Consider the following 25,471-nt stretch of genomic DNA (forward strand, 5'->3'; position numbering starts at 1 on the left):
GACCGTCACGTGATGTGTCAGAGGGCGGCGAGCCTGGCGAACAGGCCGCGGTAGAACGCCTTCTGCCGGCCGATCTGGTCGAGCTGGGGCAGAGCGACGATGTCGATGTGGTCCACGTCGTCGAGCACCTGGTGGTACCAGCGGCCACGCCGGAAGGAGATCGCGTCGCCGATGACCCCACCGACGCGATGGTGACCGGCCGTGCGTGGGAACAGCTGCGAGTACACCGACACCAGGCCGTCGTTGGGCCACCAGTCCTCCGAGCGGAACCCCGGGTAGAACGGCCGGTCGAAGCGCTTGCGTCCCTGGTAGAACGCCGTCGGGACGAGGAACGGGTTCATGTCGGGCTCGGGGTAGTGGTGCCCGGTCAGCAACCCGTCGAAGGTCTGCTCGGTGGCGTACGCGAAGTAGTAGGTGCCGCGGTAGGTGCCGCAGCGGGCGTTCTGCTCGAGGAGACCCTGGATGGTCACGCTGTACGCGGCGTTGTCCTTCCCCAGGAACATCGGGGACGACGCGATGCGGGCCACGTAGGCGTCCAACGGCTCACCATCGTGGGTGCCGAGCCCCCAATGGTCGAGATCGAAGTCGTAGAACCGGTCGAACAGGCTGCCGGTGGCCCGCAGGGTGAGCTCGACGGCGTGAGCCAGGTAGTCCCCCACCGTGTCGGGCCGCAGCCGCCCGGTGCGTTCGCTGCAGCCCAGGAAGTAGGTGGCCGTGCTGCCGTTCAGCACCCCGGAGATCGAGCTGATCGAGGCGATCCAACGGTGGCTCGAACCCCACCCGAAGGCGTCCTCCTCCAAGAGCTGCTGCAGCAGCACGATGGTCGGTGCGCCCATGCTGTGGCCGACCAGGTGCACCGGCTGGCGGGCCGACCAGGTGGGGTGAAGCACGGCATCGCCGTCGTAGGTCCTGCCGTAGCGGTCGTGGCCGGCGCGCGCGGCGTGGCGGGCGCCGTAGTCGACCCGCCCGCCCTTCAGCTGGAAGGCCAGCTCGCAGGCCCGGTCGTGCAGGCTGCTGATCGGCCCGACGCTCGCTTCTCGGCGAGGGAGCGGGCACGGCACCGACCGAGCGGTACCCCAGTACGGGAAGTCCGCCACCTCGCCCGGGCCCCACCCGAACAGGCCGTGGACGAGGATGACCGGGAAGCCGTTCGCCATGGGCCCCATGGAACACCGGAGCCGGCGCGGCGGCCAACTGGCGCACCGTGAGCCCCAGCCCGCGGCTCGCCACGTGACCGCCGAGGTCCCGTCAGGGTGGTCGACAGGAGCGCCCTGCAGCGACTCCGTCCGGAACGCAGGTTCTTCCGCGGTCCTAACCTCCGCCTTGCACGGCGCTTGCTCCTCTCGCGGATGCTGGCGTCGTCCAACCGGCAGGAGCGCCCCCATGAACCGGACCTCCCGACTCCTCCTCCCCGCCGTCCTCGCGGCCACCCTGCTGCTCGCCGCCTGCGGCGACGACGACACCGGCAACGACGGGTCGGCCGACACGACCGCCACCCTCGATACCAGCTCGGGGACGGCGACCACCGCACCTGAGCCGTCCCGCCCCGACCCGGGCGGTGGCTCGTTCGGCACGGCCCCCACGCCGACCTACGCGAACCTCGCCTACGCCTCGACGTCGGCGTCGCAGGTGCTCGACCTGTGGCTCCCGACCGACGCCACCGCCGCCACTCCCCTCGTCATCTACATCCATGGTGGCGCCTTCAAGGGAGGCGACAAGGCCATGGTCGGCGGCAAGGTGCAACCACTGCTCGACGCCGGCTACGCCGTCGCGAGCCTCGACTACCGGCTCTCCGGCGAGGCGCTGTTCCCGGCCGGCGCGCAGGACTCGAAGGCGGCCGTGCGCTGGCTGCGGGCCAGTGCCGACGCGTACAACCTCGACCCGAACAGGTTCGCGGCCTGGGGAGAATCGGCCGGAGGCAACCTCGTCGCCCTGATCGGCACGAGCGGCGACCAGACCACCGTGCTCGACGACCCCGCCCTCGGCAACGCCGACGTGTCGAGCGCGGTGCAGGCGGTCGTCGACTGGTACGGGCCGACCGACTTCCTGCAGATGGACGCCCAGGCCGCCTCGGGCGGCGGCTGCACCGACCCGGAGAGCCACGATCCCGCCAGCTCGCCCGAGTCCGCCTGGATGGGCGCCGCCATCCAGACCGTGCCCGACACCGTCGCGCAGGCCAACCCGATCACCTACATCGCCACCGCGACCGATCTCCCCGCGTTCTCGATCGCGCACGGCGACGCCGACTGCAACGTCGCCTACCAGCAGTCACAGATCCTCGCCGACGCCCTCTCGGAGGCCGGCGCCAGCCCGCAGCTCACCATCCTTCCCGGCGCAGCACACGCCGACGCCCAGTTCGACGGGACGCTCCTCACCCCGACCATCGCCTGGCTCGGCACCGTGCTCGACGGCTGACGCTCGGGAACCTGCGACCCCTCTCGTGGCCGGAGCTGCACGCCCCTGTGGCCCGATCGTCGACCGCCGGCGACAAGGGCCGGCTGGCGATGTCGACGACGCACACGGGCGGTGGGAGCGCTCACGAGAGGGTGGTCGGCGCCAGGAGGCCGATCTCGCGCGCCCGGGCGACGGCTTCGCCCCGCGAGGCCACGCCGAGCTTGCGGTAGATCGAGCCGGCCTGCGAGCTGACCGTGTTCCGCGACACGCACAACCGCTCGCCGATCTCCTCCAACGTCAGGTGCGTCTGGAGATGGGGAAGCACCCGGAGCTCCGCCGCCGTGAGGGTCGAGACGATGCGATCGCCACGCACGTGCCGGAGCCGCTCGCGCAACCACTCGACGCGCTCGTCGAGGATCCCGACGTCGGGCCGGTGACGGAGGATGTCGTCGAGCTCCCGGAGCAGGACGCTCACTGCGCCCGGTTCGGCGAGCGCGAGCTGGGCATCGGCCATCTCGAGACGCACGAGCACCGCGAACCACGGGATTGCCCACGTGGCGAGTGGCCGCAGGCGCATGCCGCGCTCGAGCGCCACCCGAGCGGCCTCGACGTCGCGGTGGTGCAGGTGGAAGCGAGCCGACGCGGCATACGCCAGCGCACTCGCGCCGTACTCGGTCAGACCGGTGGCGTCGATGGCCGCCAGCGCTCGATCGAGGTCCTCGCCGGCTGTCGTCCAGTCACCGCGATCCATGAGCAGGACTCCCCGGTGCGCGAGCCATCGGGTGAGCGGGACGCTGGCACCGGACGCCTCAGCGGCTTCGATGGCGTCGCCGAGCAGCAGCTCGGCGCCGGCGTCGTCGCCATCGAGCCACCGGGCAACCGCGAGCAGGCCCACCGCCACGGTGCGCCACACCCCCCACACCGGCTCGATCCCCACGGCCACCTCGGCGTCGGCAGCCATCGCCGCGACCCCGTGCGGGCACATCGCGGCGCGGAGCATGGCGCGAGCCGAGGTGAGCCAGGCAGCCTCGTCGCCGCCGTCGCCGGGCGGCACGAGCCGGCCGGCCGCTTCCGCCCAGCGCGTCGCGTCGACCGCACGGCCGCCGAGCGCTGCGATCCAGCCGGCCAGCACGGCGAGCGAGGGCTCGCGCTCGATGGTCGACTCGCCGATCTCACGAAGCCAGGTCTCCACGAGCGGCAGACGACCGGCGAGATACGCGGGCAGGATCTCATCGGCGACGAGCCGCGCGGTGCGGTCGAGATCGCCGCTCGCCCGAGCGTGGGCGATGGCCCGGTCCACGGGCCCGTTCGCCTCCCACCAGTCGGCAGCCCGGCGGTGGAGCCCGGGGACGAGATCCGGCTCACGGCGGACCAGCTCGTCGAGCAGGACGGCCCGGAAGAGGGAGTGCACCCGGTACCAGTCCCGCCGGTCGTCGAACGGCGTGAGGAAGAGGTTCGAACGCGAGATCGAGGCGAGATACCCGGCCGAGCCCGTGGAGTCGAGGACGGCATCGCACAGCGACCCCGTCATCACGTCGAGCACGGCGGTGCGCCGGAGGAAGCGCACGGTGTCACGCGGCAGCCGCGACAGCACCTCGGCGCGAACGAAGCCGGAGACGAACGGATGCGGGGACAACAGATCGAGACGCCGCCCGCTGGCACGGTCCGATCGCATCGCCAGGACGTTCAGCTGGATCCCGGCCGCCCACCCCTCGGTCAGCTGCACGAGGCGCCGGAGCTCGTCCGCTGCGAGGTCGACGCCGGCCGCGTCGACGAGGAGCCGGGCCTCACCCTCGTCGAAGGCGAGATCGGCGGGTCCGAGCTCGAAGAGCTCGCCCCGCGACCGTCGCACCGCCGACGCCAGCCACACCGCCCGGCGGCTCACCGCGACGACCTGCACCCCAGAGGGCAGGTGATCGACGAGGAGGTCGATCGCGTCGTGGCCGAGGCGCGCCGTGGCCTCGTGGAGGTTGCGGAGCACGAGCACGAACGGCTCACCCGGCGACCGGACGGCGGCGATCAGGCGGGGGACGGTGCCACCGAGCGCCGAGGCGCCGGGCGAGCGGAGGTCGGCGAGCAGCCGCGGGTCGACCGGGCGGACACGGGCGACGGCGGCAGCGACCAGAGCGAGGAGCGAGACCGGGTCACCGTCGCCCGGCTCGAGGGTGACCCACACGAACGCGCGGTCGTCGACGTCGGCCCAGTCGGCGAGCAAGGTGGTCTTGCCGAACCCGACCGGCGCCGAGATGACGACGAGCGGCAGCGAGGCACGCGAGACGAGCGCGTCCACGAGCCTGGGTCGGCTGACGGTGCCGGGCCGTACCCTCGGCGGGCTGAGCTTCGCCCCGCGCAGCGCCTCGGTGACGTCGGCCGACACCCCGATGCCGCCCCGTGACACGCTCCTCGTCGCCCGGTCGGTGTCCATCGGGCCCAGGACGGTACTCCCACCTCACCGCGCCATCTGGCCCGGACCGCCGGCCGACGTCACACGACGCGCATGATGCGGCCGCCCGATGCCGGCCGGACACTGGACCCCGTGAAGGTGATCATCGTCGGTGGAGTGGCCGGCGGCGCCTCGTGTGCGGCGCGCCTGCGCCGGCTCGACGAGCAGGCCGAGATCCTGATGGTGGAGCGCGGTCCGTACGTGTCGTACGCGAACTGCGGGCTCCCCTACCACATCGGGGGGGTGATCGAGCACGAGTCGAGCCTGCTGGTGGCCAGCGAGCGGGTGTTCCGCGAGCAGTTCGCCGTCGACTGCCGCACCGGTTGCGAGGTCGTCGGGATCTCGCCCGCGGAGAAGGCGGTGCAGCTGCGAGACGTGGCGACGGGCGAGACGAGCACGGCGACGTACGACAAGCTGGTCCTGTCACCGGGTGCCGCGTCCATCCGGCCACCGCTGCCCGGCATCGACCTGCCCGGCATCTTCCAGGTCCGGACGGTGCCCGACGCCCGAGCGATCCGCGAGTGGATCGAGCGGGGCACGAGCTTCCTCGCCGGCCTGGAGCGCTACTCCGGCTTCCAGACGGTGCGACCCCGCAAGCACGCGTTGGTGGTGGGTGGCGGGTTCATCGGCCTGGAGACGGCCGAGAACCTCGTGCACCGCGGCTTCGACGTCATCATCATCGAGATGGCGAGCCAGGTCCTCGCCCCGCTCGACGAGGAGTACGGCCGCCTCGTGGCGGACTTCCTCGGCCTCCACGGGGTGCGGGTCGTCCTCGGCGACGGGGTCGCCGGGTTCGAGCAGGCCGACGACGAGACGCTCGTCGTCTCCACGCAGGCCGGGAACCGGTACGCCGCCGATCTCGTGATCCTCGCCCTCGGCGTCCGGCCCGACACCACGCTGGCCCGGGCGGCCCGGCTCGAGATCGGCAGCCTCGGGGGCATCCGGGTCGACGAGCACATGCGCACGAGCGACCCCGACATCTTCGCCGTCGGCGACGCCGTCGAGGTCCGGGACGCCGTCACCGGCGAGTGGACGCTGATGGCCCTCGCCGGGCCGGCGAACCGCCAGGGTCGCATCGCAGCGGACGTCATCGCCGGCCGCGACTCGCGCTTCCGCGGCACGCAGGGCACCGCCATCGTCGGGCTCTTCGGCGCCACGGTGGCCTGGACGGGCGTCAACGAGAAGACCCTCCAGCGGCTCGGCGACACCGACCACGAGAAGGTCTACCTGTACCCGAACTCCCATGCCGGCTACTACCCGGGTGCCAAGCCGATCGCCATGAAGGTGCTGTTCCGCGCCTCCGACGGCCGCGTCCTGGGAGCGCAGGCCGTCGGCGAGGACGGCGTGGACAAGCGCATCAGCGACCTCGCCCTGGGCATCCAGCTCGGCGCGAGCGTGTACGACCTCGAGGAAGCGGAGCTGTGCTACTCGCCGCCGTACGGCAGCGCCAAGGACCCGGTCAACTTCGCCGGCATGGTTGCCGCCGGCGTCCTGCGCGGCGACCTGCCGGTGAGCCACTGGGGCGCCGACGACGAGTTCGTCCTGGACGTGCGCGAGGCGGCCGAGCTCGCGGTGGAGCAGGTGCCGGGGGCGGTGCACATCCCCCTCGTTCAGCTCCGGTCCCGTCTCGCCGAGCTGCCCACCGACCGCGAGATCCACGTCCTGTGCCGCTCCGGGCAGCGCGCCTACTACGCGACCAGGATCCTGCGGCAGCACGGCTTCGACGCCAAGGTGCGCTCGGGCGGGATGCTCTCCCGCGCCATCCTCGTCGGGGCGCCCGCCGGGTCGACGCGGGGAGCGACGCCGTGAAGGCCGTCACCGTCCAACCGGGGGTGGCGGGCTCCGTCCGCTACGAGCAGGTCCCCGAGCCCGACGAGCGCACGGGCTCGATCCTCGTCGAGGCCATCGCCGTCGGTGTCTGCGGCACCGACGGCGAGATCGCCTCGGGTGCCTACGGCTGGGCGCCGCCCGGCCGTGACCGGCTGATCCTCGGCCACGAGTCGCTCGGGCGGGTCGTCGACACGGGTGGGAACAGCGGTGTCGACGACGGCGACCTGGTGGTCGCCATCGTCCGGCGTCCCGACCCCGTGCCCTGCCCGAACTGCGCCGTCGGCGAGTGGGACATGTGCCGCAACGGCCTGTACACGGAGCGCGGCATCAAGGAGATCGACGGCTTCATGTCCGAGCGGTGGCGGATCGAGCCCGGGTACTTCACGAAGGTCGACCCGTCGCTCGGCATCCTCGGCGTGCTGCTCGAACCGACGACGGTCGTCACCAAGGCGTGGGAGCTCGTCCTGGCGATGCGGGCACGAGCCTTCTGGGTCCCCCGTCGCGTCCTGGTGACCGGGGCCGGCCCGATCGGGCTGCTCGCCGCGATGATCGGCGCCGAGCTGGGCCTCGACGTCCACGTCCTCGACCGGATGGCCGAGGGCGCCAAGCCGGACCTCGTGCGGGCGCTCGGCGCCACCTACCACGCCGGCAGCGTCGCCGACCTCGACCTCGAGCCCGAGGTGATCATCGAGTGCACGGGCGTCGGGCCGGTGATCATCGACTCGATCCGCCAGGTGGGCGCGGGCGGCGTGGTCTGCCTCACCGGGGTCGGCAGCGGCGGCGCGACCAGTGGGACGACGCCGGCCGACCTGGCCAGGGAGGTGGTCCTGCAGAACAACGTGATCGTCGGGTCGGTGAACGCCAACCGGCGGCACTTCTACCGGGCGTCGCGGGCGCTCGCGGCCGCCGACCCCCAGTGGTTGGCGCAGCTGATCACCCGTCGGGTCCCGCCCGAGCAGATCACCGACGCGCTCACGCGCTCGCCCGACGACATCAAGGTCGTCGTCGACTTCGGAGGCTGACGATGCCCCGCGAGGCACCCGACCGTCGGGCGGTCGCCTGCACCACCGAGCAGACCGAGCTCGGCGAGGGAGCCCGCTGGGACGCCCGCCGCGGCGAGCTGCTCCGGGTCGACATCCTCGCCGGGCGCGTCTACCGGGACCTCGTCGACGACGACGGTGCGCTCCACCCGGTGCGCCGCTACGAGCTGCCCACCACGGTCGGGGCGATCAGCCCGATCCGGGGGGACGACGGCTGGCTGCTCGCCGCCGGCGCCGGCTTCGTCCACCTGGCACCCGACGGCACCACCCGGCCGGTCGCCGACGTCGTGGGGCCGGGCGCACGGATGAACGACGCGGCCTGCGACCCCCGGGGGCGGTGCTGGGCCGGGACGCTGGCCGACGACCACCACGCCGGAGGGGGCGCCCTCCACCGGCTCGACGGCACCTGCCACGTCGACACGGTGCTGGACGGCCTCACCATCCCCAACGGCATCGGGTGGAGCCCCGACGGCCAGACCATGTACCTCGTCGACAGCGGCCCGCGGGTCGTGCTCGCCTTCGCCTTCGACCCCGAGCGCGGCGCGATCTCGGCCGGGCGCATCCTGATCACCGTGCCCGAAGGCCTCGGAGCGCCCGACGGCCTGCTGCTCGACGCCGCCGGCGACCTGTGGGTGGCCATCTACGGGGGCGGGTGCGTGCAGCGCTACACACCCGAGGGCGTGCTCCAGGACACGTACCCGGTCCCGGCTCGCCAGAGCACGTGCTGCGCGCTCGCCGGACGTGGCCTCCACCGGCTGTACGTGACCACCGCCACGGAGGGCTGGAGCGACGAGGAGCGTCGCGGCGACCCGGCCGCGGGGCTGGTGTACCGGATGGAGACCCGCGCCCGCGGCGTCCCGGCGGCGCCCTTCGTCCCCGATCCCACCTGGTGGTCCGACGTCCTCCGTCCGAGCACCTGACAGACCACGGGAAGGAGCACCCGATGCCGAGCGCCGAGCGGACGAGGGTCGAGTCGTTCGGGCATCCGGAGGACGGGCTCCGCGAAGCCACGCCCTGGTACCACTGGGGCCCCTACGTCTCCGAGCGGGCGTGGGGCACCGTGCGGGAGGACTACAGCGCACACGGCTCGGCCTGGGAGTACTTCCCGCACGACCACGCCCGCTCGCGCGCCTACCGCTGGGGCGAGGACGGCATGGCCGGCGTGTGCGACGTGGAGCAGCGCCTGTGCATGGCCCTCGCCCTGTGGAACGGTCGGGACCCGATCCTGAAGGAGCGCATGTTCGGGCTGAGCGGCCCGGAGGGCAACCACGGCGAGGACGTGAAGGAGTACTGGTGGTACCTCGACGCACTGCCCAGCCATGCCTGGCTGCAGTGGCGCTACCACTACCCCCAGGCCGAGTTCCCCTACGCCGACCTGGTCGCCGAGAGCGCCCGCCGCGACCAGCACCAGCCCGAGTACGAGCTCATGGACACGGGTGTGTTCGACGACGACCGGTACTGGGTGGTCGACGTGGCCCACGCCAAGGCCGATCCGTACGACCTGCTCATGGAGATCCGCGTCACCAACGCCGGTCCCGCGCCCGCCACCCTGCACGTGCTCCCCCACCTGTGGTTCAGGAACACCTGGGCCTGGGACCCCGGACGGGAACGCCCGACCCTGCGGGGCACCGGATCCGATCGCGTCGCCGTCGAGCACCCGAGGCTCGGCGACCTCGTCTGGGAGGTCGACCGCGCCCCTGACGGCACCGCACCGTCGCTCCTCTTCTGCGACAACGAGACGAACGTGCGGCTCCTCCATGGATCGGACCAGTCGCCGGCGCACCCGAAGGACGGCATCAACGACCACGTGGTGAGCGGCGCCCCGACGGTCGACCCCGACGGCACGGGGACGAAGTGCGCGGCCTGGTACCGCCTCGAGGCCGGGCCGGGCGAGACCCTCGTGGTGCGGGTGCGCCTCCGGCCCCCGTCACCGACCGCCCCGTTCGGCGAGCGGTTCGACGAGGTGCTCGCCGACCGGCGCAAGGAGGCCGACGAGTTCTACGCCGAGGTGATCCCCGACGGCGTCTCCGACGACGAACGGCTCGTGGCCCGCCAGGCCTTCGCCGGGATGATCTGGGGCAAGCAGTTCTACTGCTACGACGTGAAGCGCTGGCTGGAGGGAGACCCCACCCAGCCGCCATCCCCACCCGAGCGGCGGTCCGGGCGCAACACCGCCTGGGCACACATGGACGCCAGGGACATCCTGTCCATGCCCGATCCCTGGGAGTACCCGTGGTTCGCCGCCTGGGACCTCGCCTTCCACACCATCGCCCTCGCCCACGTCGACCCGGCGTTCGCCAAGTACCAGCTCATCGCCCTGTGCCGGGAGTGGTTCCAGCACCCCAACGGCGCGCTGCCCGCCTACGAGTGGGAGTTCGGCGACGTGAACCCGCCGGTGCACGCCTGGGCGGCGCTCCACGTCTGGGACGTCGACGGCCGGCGCGACCACCGCTTCCTGGCCCGCCTGCTGCCGAAGCTGCTCCTCAACTTCACGTGGTGGGTCAACCGCATCGACCCCGAGGGTGACCACGTCTTCTCCGGCGGGTTCCTGGGCCTCGACAACATCAGCGCCATCGACCGCTCGCACCTGCCCGTGGGGGGGCGCCTCGAGCAGGCCGACGGCACCAGCTGGATGGCGTTCTACGCCCTCACCCTCCTCCAGATGGCCAAGTACCTCGCCGAGACCGACGACGCCTGGACCGACGTCGAGATCAAGTTCATCGAGCACTTCGTCCTGATCGTCGACGCCATGCACTCCGAGGGCCTGTGGGACGACGACGACGGCTTCTTCTACGACGTGTTCCACACCGACGACGGCCGGCAGATCCCGATCAGGGTCCGGTCCCTGGTCGGCGTTCTCCCGCTGCTCGCCACGGTCGTCCTCGGCCCCGACGTCCTCGGTCCCATCGGCACGCTGCGGAAGCGCTTCGCCCGGTACCTCGACCGCTTCGACCCCGAGACGATGGTGACCGGTCGGGGGCGGGTGGTCGCCAGCCCCGACGGCCAGGTGCTCGTGGTCGGCGTGATCCCGCCCGGCGACGGGCGGCGCGTGCTCACCCGCGTGTTCGACCCGGACGAGTTCCTCTCGCCCCATGGCCTGCGCGGGCTGTCGAGGTACCACGCCGACCACCCGGCGTCTGCCGATCTCGCCGGCACGATCGTGTCGGTCGACTACGAGCCGGCCGAGTCGACCACCCGCATGTTCGGCGGCAACTCGAACTGGCGAGGCCCCGTGTGGATGCCCACCAACTACCTGATCCTGCGCAGCCTGCAGCGCAACGCCCGGGCCCTCGGCCACGACGCCCTGTTCGAGTACCCCACCGGCAGCGGCCAGGAGCTGGAGCTGGCCGACTGCGCCGAGGACCTGCGCCGGCGACTCGTCTCGCTCTTCCTGCGCGGCCCCGACGGACGACGGCCCTGCCACGGCTGGGTCGACAAGCTGCAGCACGATCCCCGGTGGCGGGACAACATCTTCTTCAACGAGTACTTCCACGGCGACGACGGCGCCGGACTCGGGGCCATGCACCAGACCGGCTGGACGGGGCTCGTCGCCGACCTGATCTGCCGGCCGGACCCGTTCGACCCGGACGCCGGCGGGAGGAAGCGGTGACCCCGGTCGAGGTCGAGGCGCTGTGGATCGACGCGCCGACCGTCTGGCTCTCCGTCAGAAGGGCGTGGCGATGTGGCGGAGCGGCAGCTCGGGCTCGACGTAGCCACCCGCCTTCTGGCGCTTGGGCAGCGTGGTGTCCCGAGGTGCGAGCGGCTCGTACGGGATGAGGCCCAGCAGGTGGGTGACGATGTTCAGCCGGCCGCGCTTCTTGTCGTCCGTCCGGGCGACGTACCAGGGTGCCCAGGCGGTGTCGGTGGCTCGGAACATGTCGTCGCGGGCCCGCGAGTAGTCGAACCACCGGCTGTAGGACAGCAGGTCCATGTCGGACAGCTTCCAGACCTTCCGGGGGTCGTTGATGCGGCTCTCGAGCCGCCGGGTCTGCTCCTCGGGGCTCACCTCGAGCCAGTACTTCACGAGGATGATCCCCGAGTCGACCATCGCCTTCTCGACCGCTGGCGCCATGTCGAGGAATCGTTGCGTCTGCTCGGGCGTGCAGAACCCCATCACGCGCTCGACACCCGCCCGGTTGTACCAGCTCCGGTCGAAGATGACGACCTCGCCCGCGGCGGGGAAGTGGGACATGTACCGCTGGACGTACATCTGGGACTTCTCGCGATCGGTCGGGGCCGGGAGTGCCACCACCCGGAAGACCCGAGGGCTGACCCGCTCCGTGATCGCCTTGATCGTGCCGCCCTTGCCGGCGGTGTCTCGCCCCTCGAAGACGACGCAGATCTTGGCGCCGGTGGCCTTCACCCACTCCTGAAGGGCGACCAGCTCGCCGTGGAGGCGTCGCAGCTCCTTCTGGTACTCCTTCTCCTTCATCTTCGGGGGTGGTCCGGCGTCGGTCGGTTCGGTCGGAGACCCGACCCTGGCCGCGGCCTTCCGGTCGGGGCGCTCCTTGTCCCTCTTGCTGCCCTTCTTCTTGGTCTTGGCCACAGGACTCACCTCGGTTGATCTCGGTGGAGCGGTCGGAGCCCCTTCGAGGGTCCCTCCCTTTGCATCGGGCCGCCTCGTTCGTTGTGGGTGAGCCGGCCCAGGGCTCGTCACTCGAGCGAGCTCGGCTCGAGCAGCCCGATCTGGCGGGCCCGAGCCACCGCCTCGCCCCGCGACGAGACCTCGAGCTTGCGGTAGATCGAGCTGGCCTGGGATGCCACGGTGTTCCGCGACACGTACAGGCGCTGCCCCGCTTCCGCGAGCGTGAGGTGCGTCTGGAGGTAGGGAAGGAGCCGGAGCTCCGCCGCCGTGAGGGTCGACACGGTGCCGTGGCCGCGGAGGTCTCGGAGGCGCTCGCGGAGGTCCTCCATCCGGACGTTCAGGACGCCCAGATCGGGTCGGTGGCGCCGGATCTGGTCCAGCTCTCGCAGGAGGACCTTCGCACCCCCTGGATCAGGGATGGCGAGGAGGACGCGAGCCATCTCGAGGCGCAGCAGGGCGCCGTGCCACGGGAGTGCCCACATGGTCAGCTGTCGCAGACGCATGGCATGTCCGAGCGCCACCCGCACGCCCTCCGCGTCGCGCCGGCGCAGGGCCAGACGAGCGGCGGCCGCGTAGGCGAGTGCGCTCGTCTCGTACTCGGTGAGCCCGTCCGCGTCGACGACGGCCAGGGCACGCTCGACGTCGTCGGCCGCTCTCGACCAGTGGCCGCGGTCCATCAGCAGCAGCGCCCGGTGCGCAAGCCATCGGACGAGCGGCACACGGGCACCCGACGCCTCGGCGGCGTCGACGGCCTGATCGACGTACCGCTCCGCGGTCGCCGTGTCACCACCGAGGAGGTGAGCGACGCCGAGGAGGCCGACCGCCGCCTGCCGCCACACCGACCCGACGGGCTCGATCCGGACCGCGGTCTGCGCATCGTCCTTCATCGCGGCGATGCCGTTCGGGCACATCGCGGCGCGGAGCATGGCCCGCACGGACTCGAACCAGGCAGCCCTCTCGGCCGGCGGCTCGGCGCGGTCCGCCACATCGGCCCAGCGCGCGGCGTCGACGGGACGTCCGTCGAGGGCCGCGACCCAGCCGGCCAGGACGGCGAGGGACGCGTCCCGCTCGATCCTCGACTCCCCGATCTCGCGCAGCCACGTCTCGACGAGCGGCAGGCGGCCGGCAAGGTACGCGGGCACGATCTGGTCCGCGACGAGCCTGGCGCTGCGCTCGGGATCCCCGCTCGCGAGCGCGTGGTGGATCGCCCGCTCGACGGACCCGTGCGCCTCCCACCAGTCGGCCGCGCGACGGTGGAGCTCGCAGACCCGGCCCGGCTCGCGCCGCACGAGATCGTCGAGCAGCACCGCACGGAAGAGGGAGTGCATCCGGTACCAGTCCTGACGGTCGTCGAGCGGCACCAGGAACAGGTTCGAGCGCGACGTGGACTCGAGGCGCCCGGCCGAGCCCGACGAGCACAGGACGGCGTCGCACAGCGGCCCGCTCATCACGTCGAGCACCGCCGTACGTCGGAGGAAGCGAGCGGCGCCGGGCGCCAGCTGCGACAGCACCTCGGTACGGACGTACTCGGAGACGAAGGGGTGGAGGTGCGGCGGGTGCGCCGACATCTGGTCGGCGCACCCCGCCCGCAGCGCGAGCGCGGTGAGGTAGAGCCCGGCCGCCCATCCCTCGGTGGCCGTGACCAAGCTGGCCACCTCCGCCGCGGGAAGCCCCACACCCAAGGCCTCGAACAGCGCGCAGGCCTCCTCGACGTCGAACGCCAGGTCGGCCGGTCCGAGCTCGAGAAGAGCACCTCCGGACCGTCGGGTGCCGGAGGCCAGCCAGACCGCCCGGCGACCGGTGACGACGACCTGTACTCCGGCCGGCAGCTGGTCGACGAGCAGGTCGACGGCATCCTGGCTGACCCGCGACGTGATCTCCTCGGCGCCGCGAAGGACGAGCACGACGGGGTCGCCCGGCGCACGCAGGGCGGCGACCAGGCGCGGGACGACGCGGCCGAGCACCGAGATGCCCGGTGAGCCGAGGTGATCGAAGAGCCGAGGGTCCACGTGACGGACCCGGGCGACGGCCGTTGCCAGCAGGGTGAGCAGCGCGACCGGCTCACCGTCGCCGCGCTCGAGGGACACCCACACGAACGTCCGGTCGTCCTGCTCGGCCCAGTCCGCCAAGACGGTCGTCTTGCCGAACCCCGCGGGCGCGCTGATGACGACGAGCGGGCAGGCGACGCTCGACCGGAGGGCGTCGATGAGGCGAGAGCGTGGGATGGTGCCCGCACGGGCCCTCGGCGGACCGAGCTTGGCCTCGAGCAGCACCTGCGTGACGTCAGCCGGGACGGGTTCGGGTGCCGGCGACCCGTCGTCGCCGGCGGGCCTCCTGCCTCCCACGCGACCCATCGGCTTCGACCGTAGCGCCGCCCGGTTCGTGACCGCGTCGGAGATCAGACGGCGTGGGACGCGGGCCCCGGAGGACCGGGGCGTGGTCCTGCCGGCGCAGCCGGGGCCCTCATGGCTCCGGCGCCCCTTCGCTCGGTGTGGGGTCGATGTCGGCGAGCGCCTCCTCGATCGAGCCGTAGAAGTGGCCCCGATCGAGGGTCTCGTACAGCCCGTAGTCGCGCACGAGGTCGTGCAGACGGCTCCGCATCTCCGCGAAGGCGAGGTGGACGCCCTGGGCGTTGAGCTGGCTGTCGAGCCGCTGGAGCATCCCGGCTGCGGTGACGTCGATGTCGGTGATGGCCTCGCACTGCAGGATCACCCAGGTGGGCCGGCGCGCCTTCACCAGCTGGCGCACCTGCTGGCTGAACATGCCCGAGTTGGCGAAGAACAGCGGCGCCTCCCACCGGAACACGAGCACACCGGGGTGCTCGACCAACCGGTCGCCGCGGCTGTCGCTGTGCCAGCCCTCTCGGCCGGGCACCCGGCCGAGCACCTCGCCGTGGGGCCACCAGTTCCGCTTGAAGAACAGCAGGATCGACAGCACGACCGCGACGAGGATGCCCTCGAGGACACCGAAGAAGACGACGCCCAGGCTGGCCACCACCGACAGCACCACCGCCGAGCGCCGCACCTTCCACACGCGGACGAGCACCGGGACGTTGGCCAGCGAGATCGCAGCGGAGATGACCACGGCGGCCAGCGCCGAGTTCGGTAGGTCGGCGAGGAGACCGTTGAAGAGCACCAGCAGCAGCACCACGACACCAGCGCCCACGACCCCCGTGAGCTGGGTCCGGGCACCCGACTGCTCGGCCACGGCCGTGCGGGAGCTGCTGGACGAGATGGCGAACCCCTGGAAGAAGCCTGCCGCGATGTTGGCCGTCCCGATCCCGATCATCTCCTGGTTCGGCTTCACCTCCTCGCCGCGTCGGGCGTTGAACGAGGTGGACAGCGCGATGGTGTCGGTGAGCGACACGAGCGTGATGCCGACCGCCGCGACGAGCAGCGACGCCACGTCGCCGAGGTCGGTCCACGGGACCTCCGGCGTGGGGAGCCCTCCGGGGAGGGTGCCGACCGTACCGATGTCGAAGTCGAAGATGGCGGTGGCGGCGGTGGCGCCGACCACGGCCACGAGAACCGCCGGGACCTTGCGGGAGAAGCGAGGCAGCACGAGCAGCACGGCGAGTGTCGCCAGCCCCACGGCGAGCGCCGTGGTGTTGCGCTCGTCGAGGTTCGCCACCAGCTCACGCACCTCCTCCACGAAGGTGTCGGCATCCGTGGAGAACCCGCACAGCTTGGGCAGCTGCCCCACGATGATGGTGATCGCCAGGCCGTTCATGTACCCGACCTGGACCTCGCTGGAGAGCAGATCGGCGACGAAGCCGAGCTTGCCGACGCCCAGACCGATCTCGATCAGGCCGACCAGGATCGCGAGCATCCCGGCAAGGGCGATGGCGGTGGCCGGATCGTCACCCGCCACGACCAGCGGGGTGATGGCGGCGAAGATCAGGGGCCCGAGCGACGAGTCGGGACCGAGCACGAGGATCTTCGACGGACCCATGAGGGCGTAGCCCACCAGGCAGGCGATGGTCGTGTAGAGGCCGTTGACCGGCGGCAACCCGGCCAGCTCGGCATACGCCATGCCTTGGGGCACCAGGATGGCCGCCAGCACGATCCCGGCCACCATGTCGGAACGCAGCCAGCGCCGCTCGTACGTCCGGACGGTGACGATCCCGGGCACGTGACCCTGCAGCCCGGTGAGGTGCGGATCGCTGCGTTCGAGGCTCATGGACCCACCACCGCTGTTCGCGTCGTCATCGGTACGAGGCCGATCCGGGGGGCGGTCGCCGCGGCACGACCGCAGTCGGGCGTCAGCCGCCGAGGAGCCCCTCCGCGGAGGCCGACGGCTCGAAGTCGGGCAGCCGCATCATGCGGAACGAGTTGAGGAGCCCGAGGAGGCAGGCCAGCACCGGCACCAGCATCGCCACCTGGAGGGAGAGGTTCCCGGCATCGGAGTTGATGCCGATGATCTCCTCCTGGATCGCGTCGGGCTCGTCGGCGAGGAGCTCCTCGAGCTGCGTGGTGCTGACGAGCTGGGCGTTGTCCTCGAGCGCGGTGGCGATGCGCTCCTGATCCTGCGGTGGGATCACGTCACTCGCCTCGGTCATGTGGACGAAGCTCAGCGACAGCGTGGCCAGCAGGATCCCACCCGCCATCGCCAGTCCGAACGACAGCCCGAAGGACTGCCCGGCCGAGTTGACCCCGGCGGCCTCGCTGACCCGCTCCTCCTCGATGGGGCCCAGGATGTAGTTGTTGAGCTGCGAGACCAGGAGGCCGAGTCCGCTGCCGGCGATCAGCAGCGGGACGAGGAGCGCCCAGCCGGACTCGCCGCGGGGGATCACCGGGATGATCGCCGCCATGCCGACGAACGCCAACCCGAACCCCGCCCGGATGAGGCTGCTCGACCGTCGCTCCCCCGCCTTCTTCCCCGCCACCACCGCAACGGCGAACATGGTGAGCGACAACGGCGCGAGCGACAGGCCGGCCTTCATGGCGTCGTACTCGAGCGTCACCTGCAGGTAGAGCGGCAGCGCGATCATCGCGCCGCCGAGGGCGGTCTGCTGGAAGACCATCGCCAGGGCACCGACCCGGAAGTTGGCGATCTTGAACAGGTCCGGGTCGAGCAGCGTGACCTTGCGCTCGCGCTTGCGTCGCACGAGCCACCGAGCGAGCCCGGCGAGGGCAAGGGCACCGATGGCCATCAGCAGCCCCACGAACTCGCCGCCTTCCTGCCAGACCAGGATGCCGAGGACCACACCACCCATCCCGACGACGGACAGCACCGCACCGACCGTGTCGATCCTGCGGTCACCCGTGAACGGCACGTCGGCGACGCGCCCGATGTTGAGCAGCACGATCGCGATGACCAGGACCTCGAGGAGGAAGCCGACGCGCCAGGACAGGTACGACGTGACGAAGCCCCCGAGCAGCGGGCCGATCGCAGCGGCGACCGCGGCCGAGGCCCCGACGAGCGCGTACGTCTTCTTGCGCGCCGCACCCTCGAAGTTGCCGTGGATGAGCGACTGCATCGCCGGCAGCAGCAGCGAGGCACCGAGCCCACCGATGATCGCCCAGCAGACCACGACGGCAGCGATGTTCTGGGTCAAGGTCATCGCCGATGCGCCGATCGCATAGGCCAGCAGCCCCAGCACGTAGGCGCGCTTGCGCCCGATGAGGTCGCCGACCTTGCTGTTGATCAGGATGAATGCAGCCGAGACCAGCGCCTCGAGCGCGATGGCCGACTGGACGCTGCTCACCGACGTGTCGAGATCAGTCGCCACGGCGGTGATCGACACGTTCATGATGGACGTGTCCACCACGAGGACGAACATCGCCATCGCCAGCAACAAGGCGAGGCGCGGGTCGCCGCTGGCCTCCTCAGGGTCGACGACCTCGGGCTGACCGGGTTCCGTCGTCATCCGTCACCTCCTCGGGGCCGGCGTCCCGACCGACGATCGGCTCATCCTCTGCCTCCGATCAGGGACGCCGGCGCTGCGTTGCTGAGTCGCTGGGCACTCGCCGCGAGGCTTCCTTCCCGTCGCCCCGATCCCAGCCCGGAACGGACCGAGGGTCATCACCCGATGTGAGCGAAGCCTGCGGCACCGTCCGGCGAGACGCTGGACGCCACACCGCGGCGCGCCCGGCTGACGAAGACCACGAACCGAGGGCCCGTCGCTCCGGCAGGCGGCCGAGGGTGAGCTGGCCGACCCGACGGAGATCATGCGGCTCATCGTAAGCATCGCCAGCTTCGCCATCGGGCAGGTGCCGAGCGCGTCATCATCCCGGGGGCTGCGCTCGCACGCCGCGGATCAGAGCCGGTCGCGGGCGGTGTCCTGGGACGTGCTGTCCACAGCAGGGGGTCAACGCCACCGCCTAGGGTCGGGGTGTGACCTCGGTCGCGGATCCCTCACCAGACACCGGGCGGCTGGCGAACCTGCGGACCTGGAACATCGGCGTCGGGCTCGTGCATCTCGGGCAAGCAGCACTGATCCTGCTCCTCAGCAACAGCTTCGCGATCCCTGTCGTCGCCCCCGTCCAGACAGGTCCGCCCGGCACCCCTCTCACCGTCGAGAAGACCCTCTTCGAGGTCCGCTTCTCCTGGGCCATCGCCGCGTTTCTCCTGCTCGCCGCCGTCGACCATCTCCTCATGGCAAGCCCAGCCGTCGTCGGGTGGTACGAGCGCAACCTCCAGCGCAACATCAACTACGCACGGTGGGTCGAGTACTCGATCAGTGCCTCCGTGATGATCGTCCTGATCGCCATGCTCCCCGGCATCACGAACGTCTACGCGCTCATCGGCCTGTTCTCCGTGAACGCGGCGATGATCCTGTTCGGCCTGCTCATGGAGCGGGTCAACCAGAACCGGGACGACGTCACCTGGTGGCCGTTCGCCTTCGGCTGCGTCGCCGGCGTCGTTCCCTGGCTCTGCATCACGATCGCTCTCGTCCTGGCGACAACGGAGGCCGAAGGCGTACCCGGCTTCGTGTACGGGATCTTCGTGTCGCTCTTGGTGCTGTTCAACTGCTTCGCACTGAACCAGTGGCTGCAGTACCGCCGACGCGGACGCTTCGCCGCCTACCTCTACGGGGAGAAGGCGTACCTCGTGTTGAGCTTGGTCGCGAAGAGCGCACTGGCGTGGCAGGTCTTCGCCGGCACCTTGAGCTGACACCGACCCATCGGCGTCGGGCGTCGCGCCGACGCCGCCGGTGAGAGATTGCCTGCCGTGAGCCTCCTGTCGACCCACCTCCGCCGCCACCGCGGCCAGCTGGCCGTCACCTACGTGGCCGTGGTGCTCGAGAACACCTTCGAGCTCCTCTACCCCTTCGCCATCGGCCTCGCCGTCGACGACCTGCTCGACGACGAGTGGCGCGGCGTCATCGTGTTCGCGCTGATCTGGCTGGCGCACACGGTGCTGAGCGTGGCCCGCCAGCGCTACGACACTCGCTCGTTCAACCGCCTCTACACCGACATGGCGACCGATCTCGTGGAAGAGCACCGGGACCTGGGCATCCCGACGTCGACCGTCGTGGCCCGGGCCGCGCTGGCCGGCGAGTACGTGGACTTCCTGGAGCGCGACGTGGACGTCTCGATCACCGCGGGGTTCGCCGTCGTCGGGTCGCTCGTCATGATCTTCTTCTACGACCCGATCCTCGGGCTCGCTGCTGCCGCCGTCGCGGCCCCGGTCGCGATGCTCAACCTCCGGCTCGTCCGGCGGTCGCGGCACGTCTATCGCCGGCTCAACGACGTGCTCGAGGTGGAGGTCACAGTGATCGAGCAGGGCTCGGTGGACGACGTCCACCGTCACTTCGGGACCCTCGCCTCGCACTGGATCCGGCTCTCCGATGCCGAGGCGTCGACCTGGGGGGTGTTCCAGCTGATCGCCGCCGGCCTCGCCGTGTTCGCCCTCGTCAGCACGACCAGCACCGAGGCGCAGGCGGGCGCCATCTTCGCCACCATCGCCTATGTCTGGTCGTACATCGGGGGCTTCGACCAGATCCCCACCGTGCTCCAGCGGATCGCGAACCTGCGCGACATCCGCCGTCGCCTCGACGGAGCCGACATGGCCGAGGATTGATCCCGCCCCCTCAGGGCCGACAGCTGAGGCGCCGAGCGAACAGAATGCCGGCATGCCCGAGATCCACCAGACGCCGTTGCCCGGGGTCGGTGTGCGGTTCGACTTCCTCTGCCGGTCAGGTCCGAGGGTGGGGGTGATCGCCCGGACTTCGGGGCGTCGGGAGCTGCTCGTCTATGACGAACGGGATCCTGACGCCGTCGCCTCCCGGGTCGACCTGTCCGCCGAGGAGGCCCTTGCGCTGGCCGAGGCGCTCGGCGCCGAAGGTGTCGCCGGGCAGCTCGATCGCCTGTCCAGCCTCATCGCCGGTCTGGCCGTCGACTGGCTGCCACTCCCGAGGGACGTACCCGTGCGCACCATCGGGCAGCTGGAGCTGCGCCGCCGCACCGGGGTCTCGGTCGTGGCCATCCTGCGGGACGGCGAGGCCCAGCCAGCCCCCGGGCCCGAGGACGAGCTCCGCCCGGGCGACACGGTCGTCATGGTGGGTACCGCCGAGGGACTCCGAGCCGCCGCCGAGCTCCTGGGGATCTGAGCCGGTGGTCTTCGCCGCCGGCCAGGAAGCCGCCCCGGCCCTCATCGAGCTCGGTGGGCTGCTGCTCGCCCTGGCTGTCCTGGGGCGGCTGTCGAGCCGCGTCGGCTTGTCCCCGATCCCCCTTTACCTCGTCGCCGGTCTGCTGCTCGGTGAGGGCGGGGTGTTCGGGTTGTCGGCCTCGGAGGGCTTCCTCGACGTCGCCGCCACGCTCGGCGTGGTGCTGCTGCTGCTGATGCTCGGGCTCGAGTACTCGAGCGACGAGCTGGTGGCGAACCTGCGCACCAATGCGGCCGCAGGTGCTGTCGACCTCCTCAACGTCGCGCCGGGGGTGGCCGCCGGGCTGCTGGCCGGCTGGTCGCTCGAAGAGGTCATCGCCCTGGGCGGTATCACCTACGTGTCCTCGTCCGGGATCATCGCCAAGGTGCTTGCCGATCTCGGGCGCTTGGGGAACCGGGAGACCCCGACCGTCCTGTCGCTGCTGGTGATCGAGGACCTCGTGATGGCGCTCTACCTGCCCGTGCTGGTCGGGATCGGCCTGAACCGATCGGCGGCCGACACCGCGGCGACCACAGCGGTCGCCATCGTCGCCGTGGTCGTCGTGCTGGCGGCCGCCTTGCGCTTCGGCGAGCCGGTCAGCCGGGTCCTGGCCAGCCGTTCCGACGAGGTCCTGCTGTTCGGGATCGTGGGTGTGGGACTGCTGATCGCCGGCCTCGCCGAGCTGGTGAACGTGTCGGGCGCCATCGGCGCGTTCCTGGTGGGCATCACCGTGTCCGGGGCGGTGGCACGTCAGGGCACCGAGCTGGTGCGGCCGTTGCGCGACCTGTTCGCGGCAGCCTTCTTCATCGTGTTCACCTTCCAGATCGACCCGCGGGACCTGCCCGGCGTCCTGGTCCCGGCACTGGCCTTGGCCGTTGCCTCTGGCGCGCTGAAGGTGGCGACGACCTGGTGGGCCGCGGCGCGCGCCGGCATCGGCCCCCGAGGTCGCCTTCGCGCCGGCACCGTGATGACCGCCCGAGGTGAGTTCTCCATCGTGATCGCCGGCATCGCAGTTGCTGGCGGCGCCCGACCCGAGCTGGGCACGCTGGCCGCCGCCTACGTGCTCCTGCTCGCCGTCGCAGGTCCCCTGGCGACCCGATTCGTCGAGCCGGTGGTCGAGCGGTTGGCCCCGCGCCTCATCGGGATCCCGCCCTCGGGCGACGGGAGAGCCAGCGCGCCGTGAATGGCACGCGCGAGATCCTCCAGGTGGCCGCGGCGCGAGGTGCTCGTCGAGGCCGGGGATTCCGCGTGCTCGATAGCGGGTGTCGTTGTCCGAGTGCTGCACCACTTGGAGCGAGCATGGCTGCGGTTCCGGCATTGGCGACGGGTCCGGAGTGATCGCATCGGGTGGGGTCGTCAGTGGCGTGTGCCGGATCGGCCTCGAAGGTGTTTCAGCGCGTTGTCACGCGCTTCGCTGCTGAGTTCGGGGTGCGCGTCGGTGAAGGCCAACACCTCACGGGGGGACCGGCTCGCCAGCTCACGAAGTAGCCAGCCCACGCTCGTCTGGCTCCATCGTGTGGGGTCGCCGGCATTGACCTCTGCGATCGTCAAGAGCATGTCGGTGAACCCGTCGAACAGCTCGGGCTGTGTCGCCGCATGGTTGACGAAAGCAACCGCGCCGGCGCGTCGTTGCCACAGCGGGCCGGCGTGGACCCACCGCGCCAGGCTGCGACAGCGGCCTTCGACGTCGTCACCGGCGACGAGGAAGAGTGCGAGGGTCTTGACGCAATACCAGTCGACGGTGTTCCAGTCGGCGAGGTGACCCCTTGCGAGGGGTGCGGCAAGGTCGTCGACATGGTCGATCGTGAGGCTGGAGAGACCGTGTTCCGCGAGGAGCAGTACCCCGGCCAGCTTGTCTTCCGACCAGGCTTGCCCGAAACACGCCTGGGCGTGCTCGAGCATCATCGCGGCATCGTCGGTGTCGAGGCGGTGACGCACGACGAGCTCGTTCACGATTCGCCTCGTGTCGGCCATCTTGACGCCCCGAAACGCAGCTTCGCCCTTCAGATACCGCTCCCACCACTCCTTGGTCTGGATGCGAGCAGCGCCCGAGAGCAGTCCGTCGAGGTCGCGAGCGAACTCCAGGACCGTCATGTCTGGAGCAGCGTCGGGAGCGAGGCTCTGATCGTCGACATGATCCGGTCCGGTCCCGTCCACTCGGGATCGGTGCGGTAGACCTCGGCGATCGCCTCAGCGAGGTCCAGCTCTGCCGCTGCCGCCATGATGACGCCATGGTCGATCGAGGCACCGGCGCCGGCGTGATGGGCGTGAAGGGGCTGAGCTGGATCGAGGATTCCTGCTTCGATGCTCGCGTCGACGAGGTGTGAACATCGGCACGGGTTCTCGGAACGGATCAGCCCGCAGCGTTGCGCCATGATCGATCGCATCGTTCGCCGTGCCCGGGCCAGGCGCTGCCGGAACGCTGCTGGCGTTGTCTCGCACGCCTCCGCCCCCTCGACGTCGGTCAACCCGATGACATCACCCAACAGGTACGCAAGCCGTACCGGACGCGAGAGGCACAACAACATCCCGTACGTGCACGCAATACGAACGTCGCCACACAACTCGTCGAACTCCACCAGGGACGCCGTCTCCGCCGACGGCTCCGAGCGATGCCGGTCGATCCAGTCGCCGAACTCCTCCGGCCCTGCGACGGTGGGCTCGAGCCGCTGGGTCCTCATCCTGAGGAAGTGGCGCGACGCAACGGTGTGGGCCCACGTGGTGACTTTCGATCGCCCCTCGAACGAAGCCAGATGGGTGACGATGCGGATCAGCGCCTCCTGCGTTGCGTCGGCCGCATCCTCGGGATGAGCGAACATCCGCATCGCCAACCGGTAGATCGGATCCTGCAGCTCCCGGCAGAGAGCATCGAGTGCAGCAGCGTCGCCCGAGACCGCTTGGTGAGCGAGCGCCGCAAGGGGATCGGGTTCAGGCACCGAGATCCTCGGCGACGAGGGTGCCATGGATCATCGTCGGCGCCGCGGCGATGAACGAGAAGAACCTGCTCGCCGCCGGCAGCGTCATCGCCGTCTCGGCGGCCGCTCTCGCCGCGTCCAGACTCGCCCAGAACCAGACGTCGATCCACGTGCCCGGCTCCTCGCCCCGGAACAGTCGGGCTTCGATCAAGCCAGGGCAGGCACCACGAATCGAACGCACCGCATCGAGGTGAGCAGCCAGCATCTCCGTTTCTGCTGCCGGGCCGATCTCGAATCTCGCCAGCTCGACGGCCATCTCAGCCATTGTCTCATCCTCCGTTCGGAGCCGAACCGGCCGGTTGCCGATCGCTCGGGAGGTGAGAGGCATCCTGCGACGCGACTGTGACATCTCGAACCACGACGACGTTGTCAGCCGACTTCAACCGGCTCGGGACCTGACGACCGACCTGGGACCCTTCGCACAGAACCCGTTCCTCGCTCTGGTCACCCCGCTGCTGCCAGTCGGGCCAGTTCCGGCCGGTGCTCGACCGGCACTACCCGCTCGAGGAGATCGTCGAGGCGTCCCACCACGCCGAGAGGGCGGAAGGTCGGAAACGTCGTCATCGACGTGCAGCGCTGCGACGAGCAGTAGGGGTTGCGCTCAGGTGCAGTCGATCACGATCTTGCCGGCGAACCGCCCGGCGCCGAAGCACCGCAAGGCGTCGGCCGTCTCGGCCAGCGGGAACGTGCGGTCGATGACCGGCACCACCGTGCCGTCCTCGAGAAGCTGGCGCAGGTCCATGAGGTCGGGCAGCGTCGGCTTGGCGTAGAGGACCAGACCCATCCGGCGCCGCTCGGTCACCCGGAGCCACAGCCCGAGCGAGGCCGCTTCGAGGACGCGCGCCGGCGACCCGCCGATGCCGGCGTAGACGCCGGTGGGGCTCAGCGCCCGCCGGTAGTCGAGCGGCGAGCGATGAGCCGCCACGTCGACGATCCGGTCGTAGCGAACGCCGGCGCGGGTGAAGTCCTCGCGCTGGTAGTCGATGGCGTGGTCGGCCCCGACCGATCGCACCACGTCGAGCTTCGCGGCGACGTCGACGCCGGTCACCTCGGCGCCGAGCGACTTCGCGATCTGGACGGCGATCGTGCCCACGCCGCCGCCGGCGCCGTTGACGAGCACCCGGTCGCCCGGGCGGACGGAGCCCCTGAAGCGCAGCCCGGCGAGGGCGAGCAGCCCGGCCTGCGGTGCGGCGGCAGCCTGCTGGAAGCTCAGCCCGGCCGGCATCGGCGCCAGCGCGTCCGGCGCGGCGCGGGCGTACTCGGCGAACGCACCGAACCCGCAGCCAGAGAGGTCGCCGAACACCTCGTCGCCCGGCCGGAGGCGGATGACGTTCCTGCCGACCACCTCGACCCGCCCGGCGACGTCGCTCCCGAGCACCGGATGGCTCGGCTTGGTCAGGGCGGGCAGGCGGGCGAGGAACGGCGTGCCTCGCAGCAGGTCCCAGTCCCAGGAGTTCACCGAGGCGGCCTCGACCCGCACGAGCACCTCGTCGTCACCGACGGTCGGCGTCTCGACCTCCTCGAGGTGCAGCACGTCGGGTGTGCCGTACTGGCGGTAGACGATCGCCCTCACCGCACGCTCCTCGGCCGTCGGTGACGAGGCCAACCGTAGCC

The 25,471-nt window shown here is 71.1% G+C and carries 18 protein-coding genes; 8 read left to right on the top strand and 10 right to left on the bottom strand.

Going from position 1 to position 25,471, the window contains the following annotated elements:
* Window positions 1-17 precede the first annotated feature (17 nt).
* Window positions 18-1,157 (bottom strand): hypothetical protein, encoded by a 1,140-nt coding sequence (locus tag IPM45_03780; GenBank protein ID MBK9178689.1) that lies wholly within the window; start codon window positions 1,155-1,157, stop codon window positions 18-20.
* A 226-nt stretch (window positions 1,158-1,383) separates the two neighbouring features.
* On the opposite strand from IPM45_03780, the gene IPM45_03785 reads away from it, so the two are divergent.
* Complete coding sequence (locus IPM45_03785; protein MBK9178690.1) at window positions 1,384-2,415, top strand: alpha/beta hydrolase; 1,032 nt, start codon at window positions 1,384-1,386, stop codon at window positions 2,413-2,415.
* A 121-nt stretch (window positions 2,416-2,536) separates the two neighbouring features.
* On the opposite strand, the gene IPM45_03790 is transcribed toward IPM45_03785, so the two are convergent.
* Window positions 2,537-4,819, bottom strand: coding sequence for a LuxR family transcriptional regulator (locus IPM45_03790; GenBank protein ID MBK9178691.1), 2,283 nt, complete (start codon window positions 4,817-4,819; stop codon window positions 2,537-2,539).
* A gap of 75 nt (window positions 4,820-4,894) precedes the next feature.
* On the opposite strand from IPM45_03790, the gene IPM45_03795 reads away from it, so the two are divergent.
* From IPM45_03795 to IPM45_03810, 4 genes are read left to right on the top strand one after another with little or no spacing between them, the layout of a single operon-like run.
* Window positions 4,895-6,646: an FAD-dependent oxidoreductase gene (locus tag IPM45_03795; GenBank protein ID MBK9178692.1), complete on the top strand. Its 1,752-nt coding sequence runs from the start codon at window positions 4,895-4,897 to the stop codon at window positions 6,644-6,646.
* Complete coding sequence (locus tag IPM45_03800; GenBank protein MBK9178693.1) at window positions 6,643-7,689, top strand: glucose 1-dehydrogenase; 1,047 nt, start codon at window positions 6,643-6,645, stop codon at window positions 7,687-7,689. The genes IPM45_03795 and IPM45_03800 overlap by 4 nt, the downstream gene beginning before the upstream one ends.
* Window positions 7,690-7,691: 2 nt before the next feature.
* Window positions 7,692-8,627: an SMP-30/gluconolactonase/LRE family protein gene (locus IPM45_03805; protein ID MBK9178694.1), complete on the top strand. Its 936-nt coding sequence runs from the start codon at window positions 7,692-7,694 to the stop codon at window positions 8,625-8,627.
* A gap of 23 nt (window positions 8,628-8,650) precedes the next feature.
* Window positions 8,651-11,317, top strand: coding sequence for a glucosidase (locus tag IPM45_03810; GenBank protein ID MBK9178695.1), 2,667 nt, complete (start codon window positions 8,651-8,653; stop codon window positions 11,315-11,317).
* Between the two features lie 54 nt (window positions 11,318-11,371).
* Here the strand turns inward: IPM45_03810 and ppk2 are convergent, their stop codons facing one another.
* From ppk2 to IPM45_03830, 4 genes are all read right to left on the bottom strand, one after another.
* Window positions 11,372-12,139 carry a polyphosphate kinase 2 gene (ppk2, locus tag IPM45_03815; GenBank protein MBK9178696.1) on the bottom strand — a complete coding sequence of 256 codons (768 nt, stop codon included), beginning with the start codon at window positions 12,137-12,139 and terminating at the stop codon, window positions 11,372-11,374.
* Window positions 12,140-12,360: 221 nt separating this feature from the next.
* Window positions 12,361-14,646: a LuxR family transcriptional regulator gene (locus IPM45_03820; GenBank protein ID MBK9178697.1), complete on the bottom strand. Its 2,286-nt coding sequence runs from the start codon at window positions 14,644-14,646 to the stop codon at window positions 12,361-12,363.
* A gap of 109 nt (window positions 14,647-14,755) precedes the next feature.
* Window positions 14,756-16,471, bottom strand: a complete 1,716-nt coding sequence (locus tag IPM45_03825) for a SulP family inorganic anion transporter (protein ID MBK9178698.1) — start codon at window positions 16,469-16,471, stop codon at window positions 14,756-14,758.
* 82 nt (window positions 16,472-16,553) lie between these two features.
* Window positions 16,554-18,161, bottom strand: a complete 1,608-nt coding sequence (locus tag IPM45_03830) for an MFS transporter (GenBank protein MBK9178699.1) — start codon at window positions 18,159-18,161, stop codon at window positions 16,554-16,556.
* Window positions 18,162-18,628: 467 nt separating this feature from the next.
* Here IPM45_03830 and heR point away from each other — a divergent pair, with 467 nt between their 5' ends.
* From heR to IPM45_03845, 3 genes are all read left to right on the top strand, one after another.
* Entirely contained in the window at window positions 18,629-19,408 is a 780-nt protein-coding gene (gene heR, locus IPM45_03835) for a heliorhodopsin HeR (GenBank protein ID MBK9178700.1), read from the top strand.
* Window positions 19,409-19,465: 57 nt separating this feature from the next.
* Entirely contained in the window at window positions 19,466-20,317 is an 852-nt protein-coding gene (locus IPM45_03840; GenBank protein ID MBK9178701.1) for a hypothetical protein, read from the top strand.
* 173 nt (window positions 20,318-20,490) lie between these two features.
* A complete protein-coding gene (locus IPM45_03845) occupies window positions 20,491-22,065 on the top strand; it encodes a cation:proton antiporter (GenBank protein MBK9178702.1) in 1,575 nt (524 codons plus the stop codon).
* A gap of 173 nt (window positions 22,066-22,238) precedes the next feature.
* On the opposite strand, the gene IPM45_03850 is transcribed toward IPM45_03845, so the two are convergent.
* The 4 genes from IPM45_03850 to IPM45_03865 form a co-directional block, all read right to left on the bottom strand.
* Window positions 22,239-22,976, bottom strand: coding sequence for a DNA alkylation repair protein (locus IPM45_03850; protein ID MBK9178703.1), 738 nt, complete (start codon window positions 22,974-22,976; stop codon window positions 22,239-22,241).
* Entirely contained in the window at window positions 22,973-23,818 is an 846-nt protein-coding gene (locus IPM45_03855; protein ID MBK9178704.1) for an RNA polymerase sigma factor, read from the bottom strand. The genes IPM45_03850 and IPM45_03855 overlap by 4 nt, the downstream gene beginning before the upstream one ends.
* Window positions 23,811-24,113: an antibiotic biosynthesis monooxygenase gene (locus tag IPM45_03860; protein ID MBK9178705.1), complete on the bottom strand. Its 303-nt coding sequence runs from the start codon at window positions 24,111-24,113 to the stop codon at window positions 23,811-23,813. Before IPM45_03860 ends, IPM45_03855 begins: the two co-directional genes overlap by 8 nt.
* Before the next feature lie 345 nt (window positions 24,114-24,458).
* Window positions 24,459-25,430 (bottom strand): NAD(P)-dependent alcohol dehydrogenase, encoded by a 972-nt coding sequence (locus tag IPM45_03865; GenBank protein MBK9178706.1) that lies wholly within the window; start codon window positions 25,428-25,430, stop codon window positions 24,459-24,461.
* Window positions 25,431-25,471 lie beyond the last annotated feature (41 nt).

It is taken from the genome of Acidimicrobiales bacterium, assembly GCA_016716005.1.
In the GTDB taxonomy this organism is placed as follows: domain Bacteria; phylum Actinomycetota; class Acidimicrobiia; order Acidimicrobiales; family JADJXE01; genus JADJXE01.

Bases quoted from the DNA above. Each gene is read 5' to 3' on its own strand.
- IPM45_03780 (MBK9178689.1), bottom strand. From the start codon at position 1,157: ATGGCGAACGGCTTCCCGGTCATCCTCGTCCACGGCCTGTTCGGGTGG.
- IPM45_03785 (MBK9178690.1), top strand. From the start codon at position 1,384: ATGAACCGGACCTCCCGACTCCTCCTCCCCGCCGTCCTCGCGGCCACC.
- IPM45_03790 (MBK9178691.1), bottom strand. From the start codon at position 4,819: ATGGACACCGACCGGGCGACGAGGAGCGTGTCACGGGGCGGCATCGGG.
- IPM45_03795 (MBK9178692.1), top strand. From the start codon at position 4,895: ATGCGGCCGCCCGATGCCGGCCGGACACTGGACCCCGTGAAGGTGATC.
- IPM45_03805 (MBK9178694.1), top strand. From the start codon at position 7,692: ATGCCCCGCGAGGCACCCGACCGTCGGGCGGTCGCCTGCACCACCGAG.
- IPM45_03810 (MBK9178695.1), top strand. From the start codon at position 8,651: ATGCCGAGCGCCGAGCGGACGAGGGTCGAGTCGTTCGGGCATCCGGAG.
- ppk2 (MBK9178696.1), bottom strand. From the start codon at position 12,139: ATGAAGGAGAAGGAGTACCAGAAGGAGCTGCGACGCCTCCACGGCGAG.
- IPM45_03820 (MBK9178697.1), bottom strand. From the start codon at position 14,646: ATGGGTCGCGTGGGAGGCAGGAGGCCCGCCGGCGACGACGGGTCGCCG.
- IPM45_03825 (MBK9178698.1), bottom strand. From the start codon at position 16,471: ATGAGCCTCGAACGCAGCGATCCGCACCTCACCGGGCTGCAGGGTCAC.
- IPM45_03830 (MBK9178699.1), bottom strand. From the start codon at position 18,161: ATGACGACGGAACCCGGTCAGCCCGAGGTCGTCGACCCTGAGGAGGCC.
- IPM45_03845 (MBK9178702.1), top strand. From the start codon at position 20,491: ATGACGAACGGGATCCTGACGCCGTCGCCTCCCGGGTCGACCTGTCCG.
- IPM45_03850 (MBK9178703.1), bottom strand. From the start codon at position 22,976: ATGACGGTCCTGGAGTTCGCTCGCGACCTCGACGGACTGCTCTCGGGC.
- IPM45_03860 (MBK9178705.1), bottom strand. From the start codon at position 24,113: ATGGCCGTCGAGCTGGCGAGATTCGAGATCGGCCCGGCAGCAGAAACG.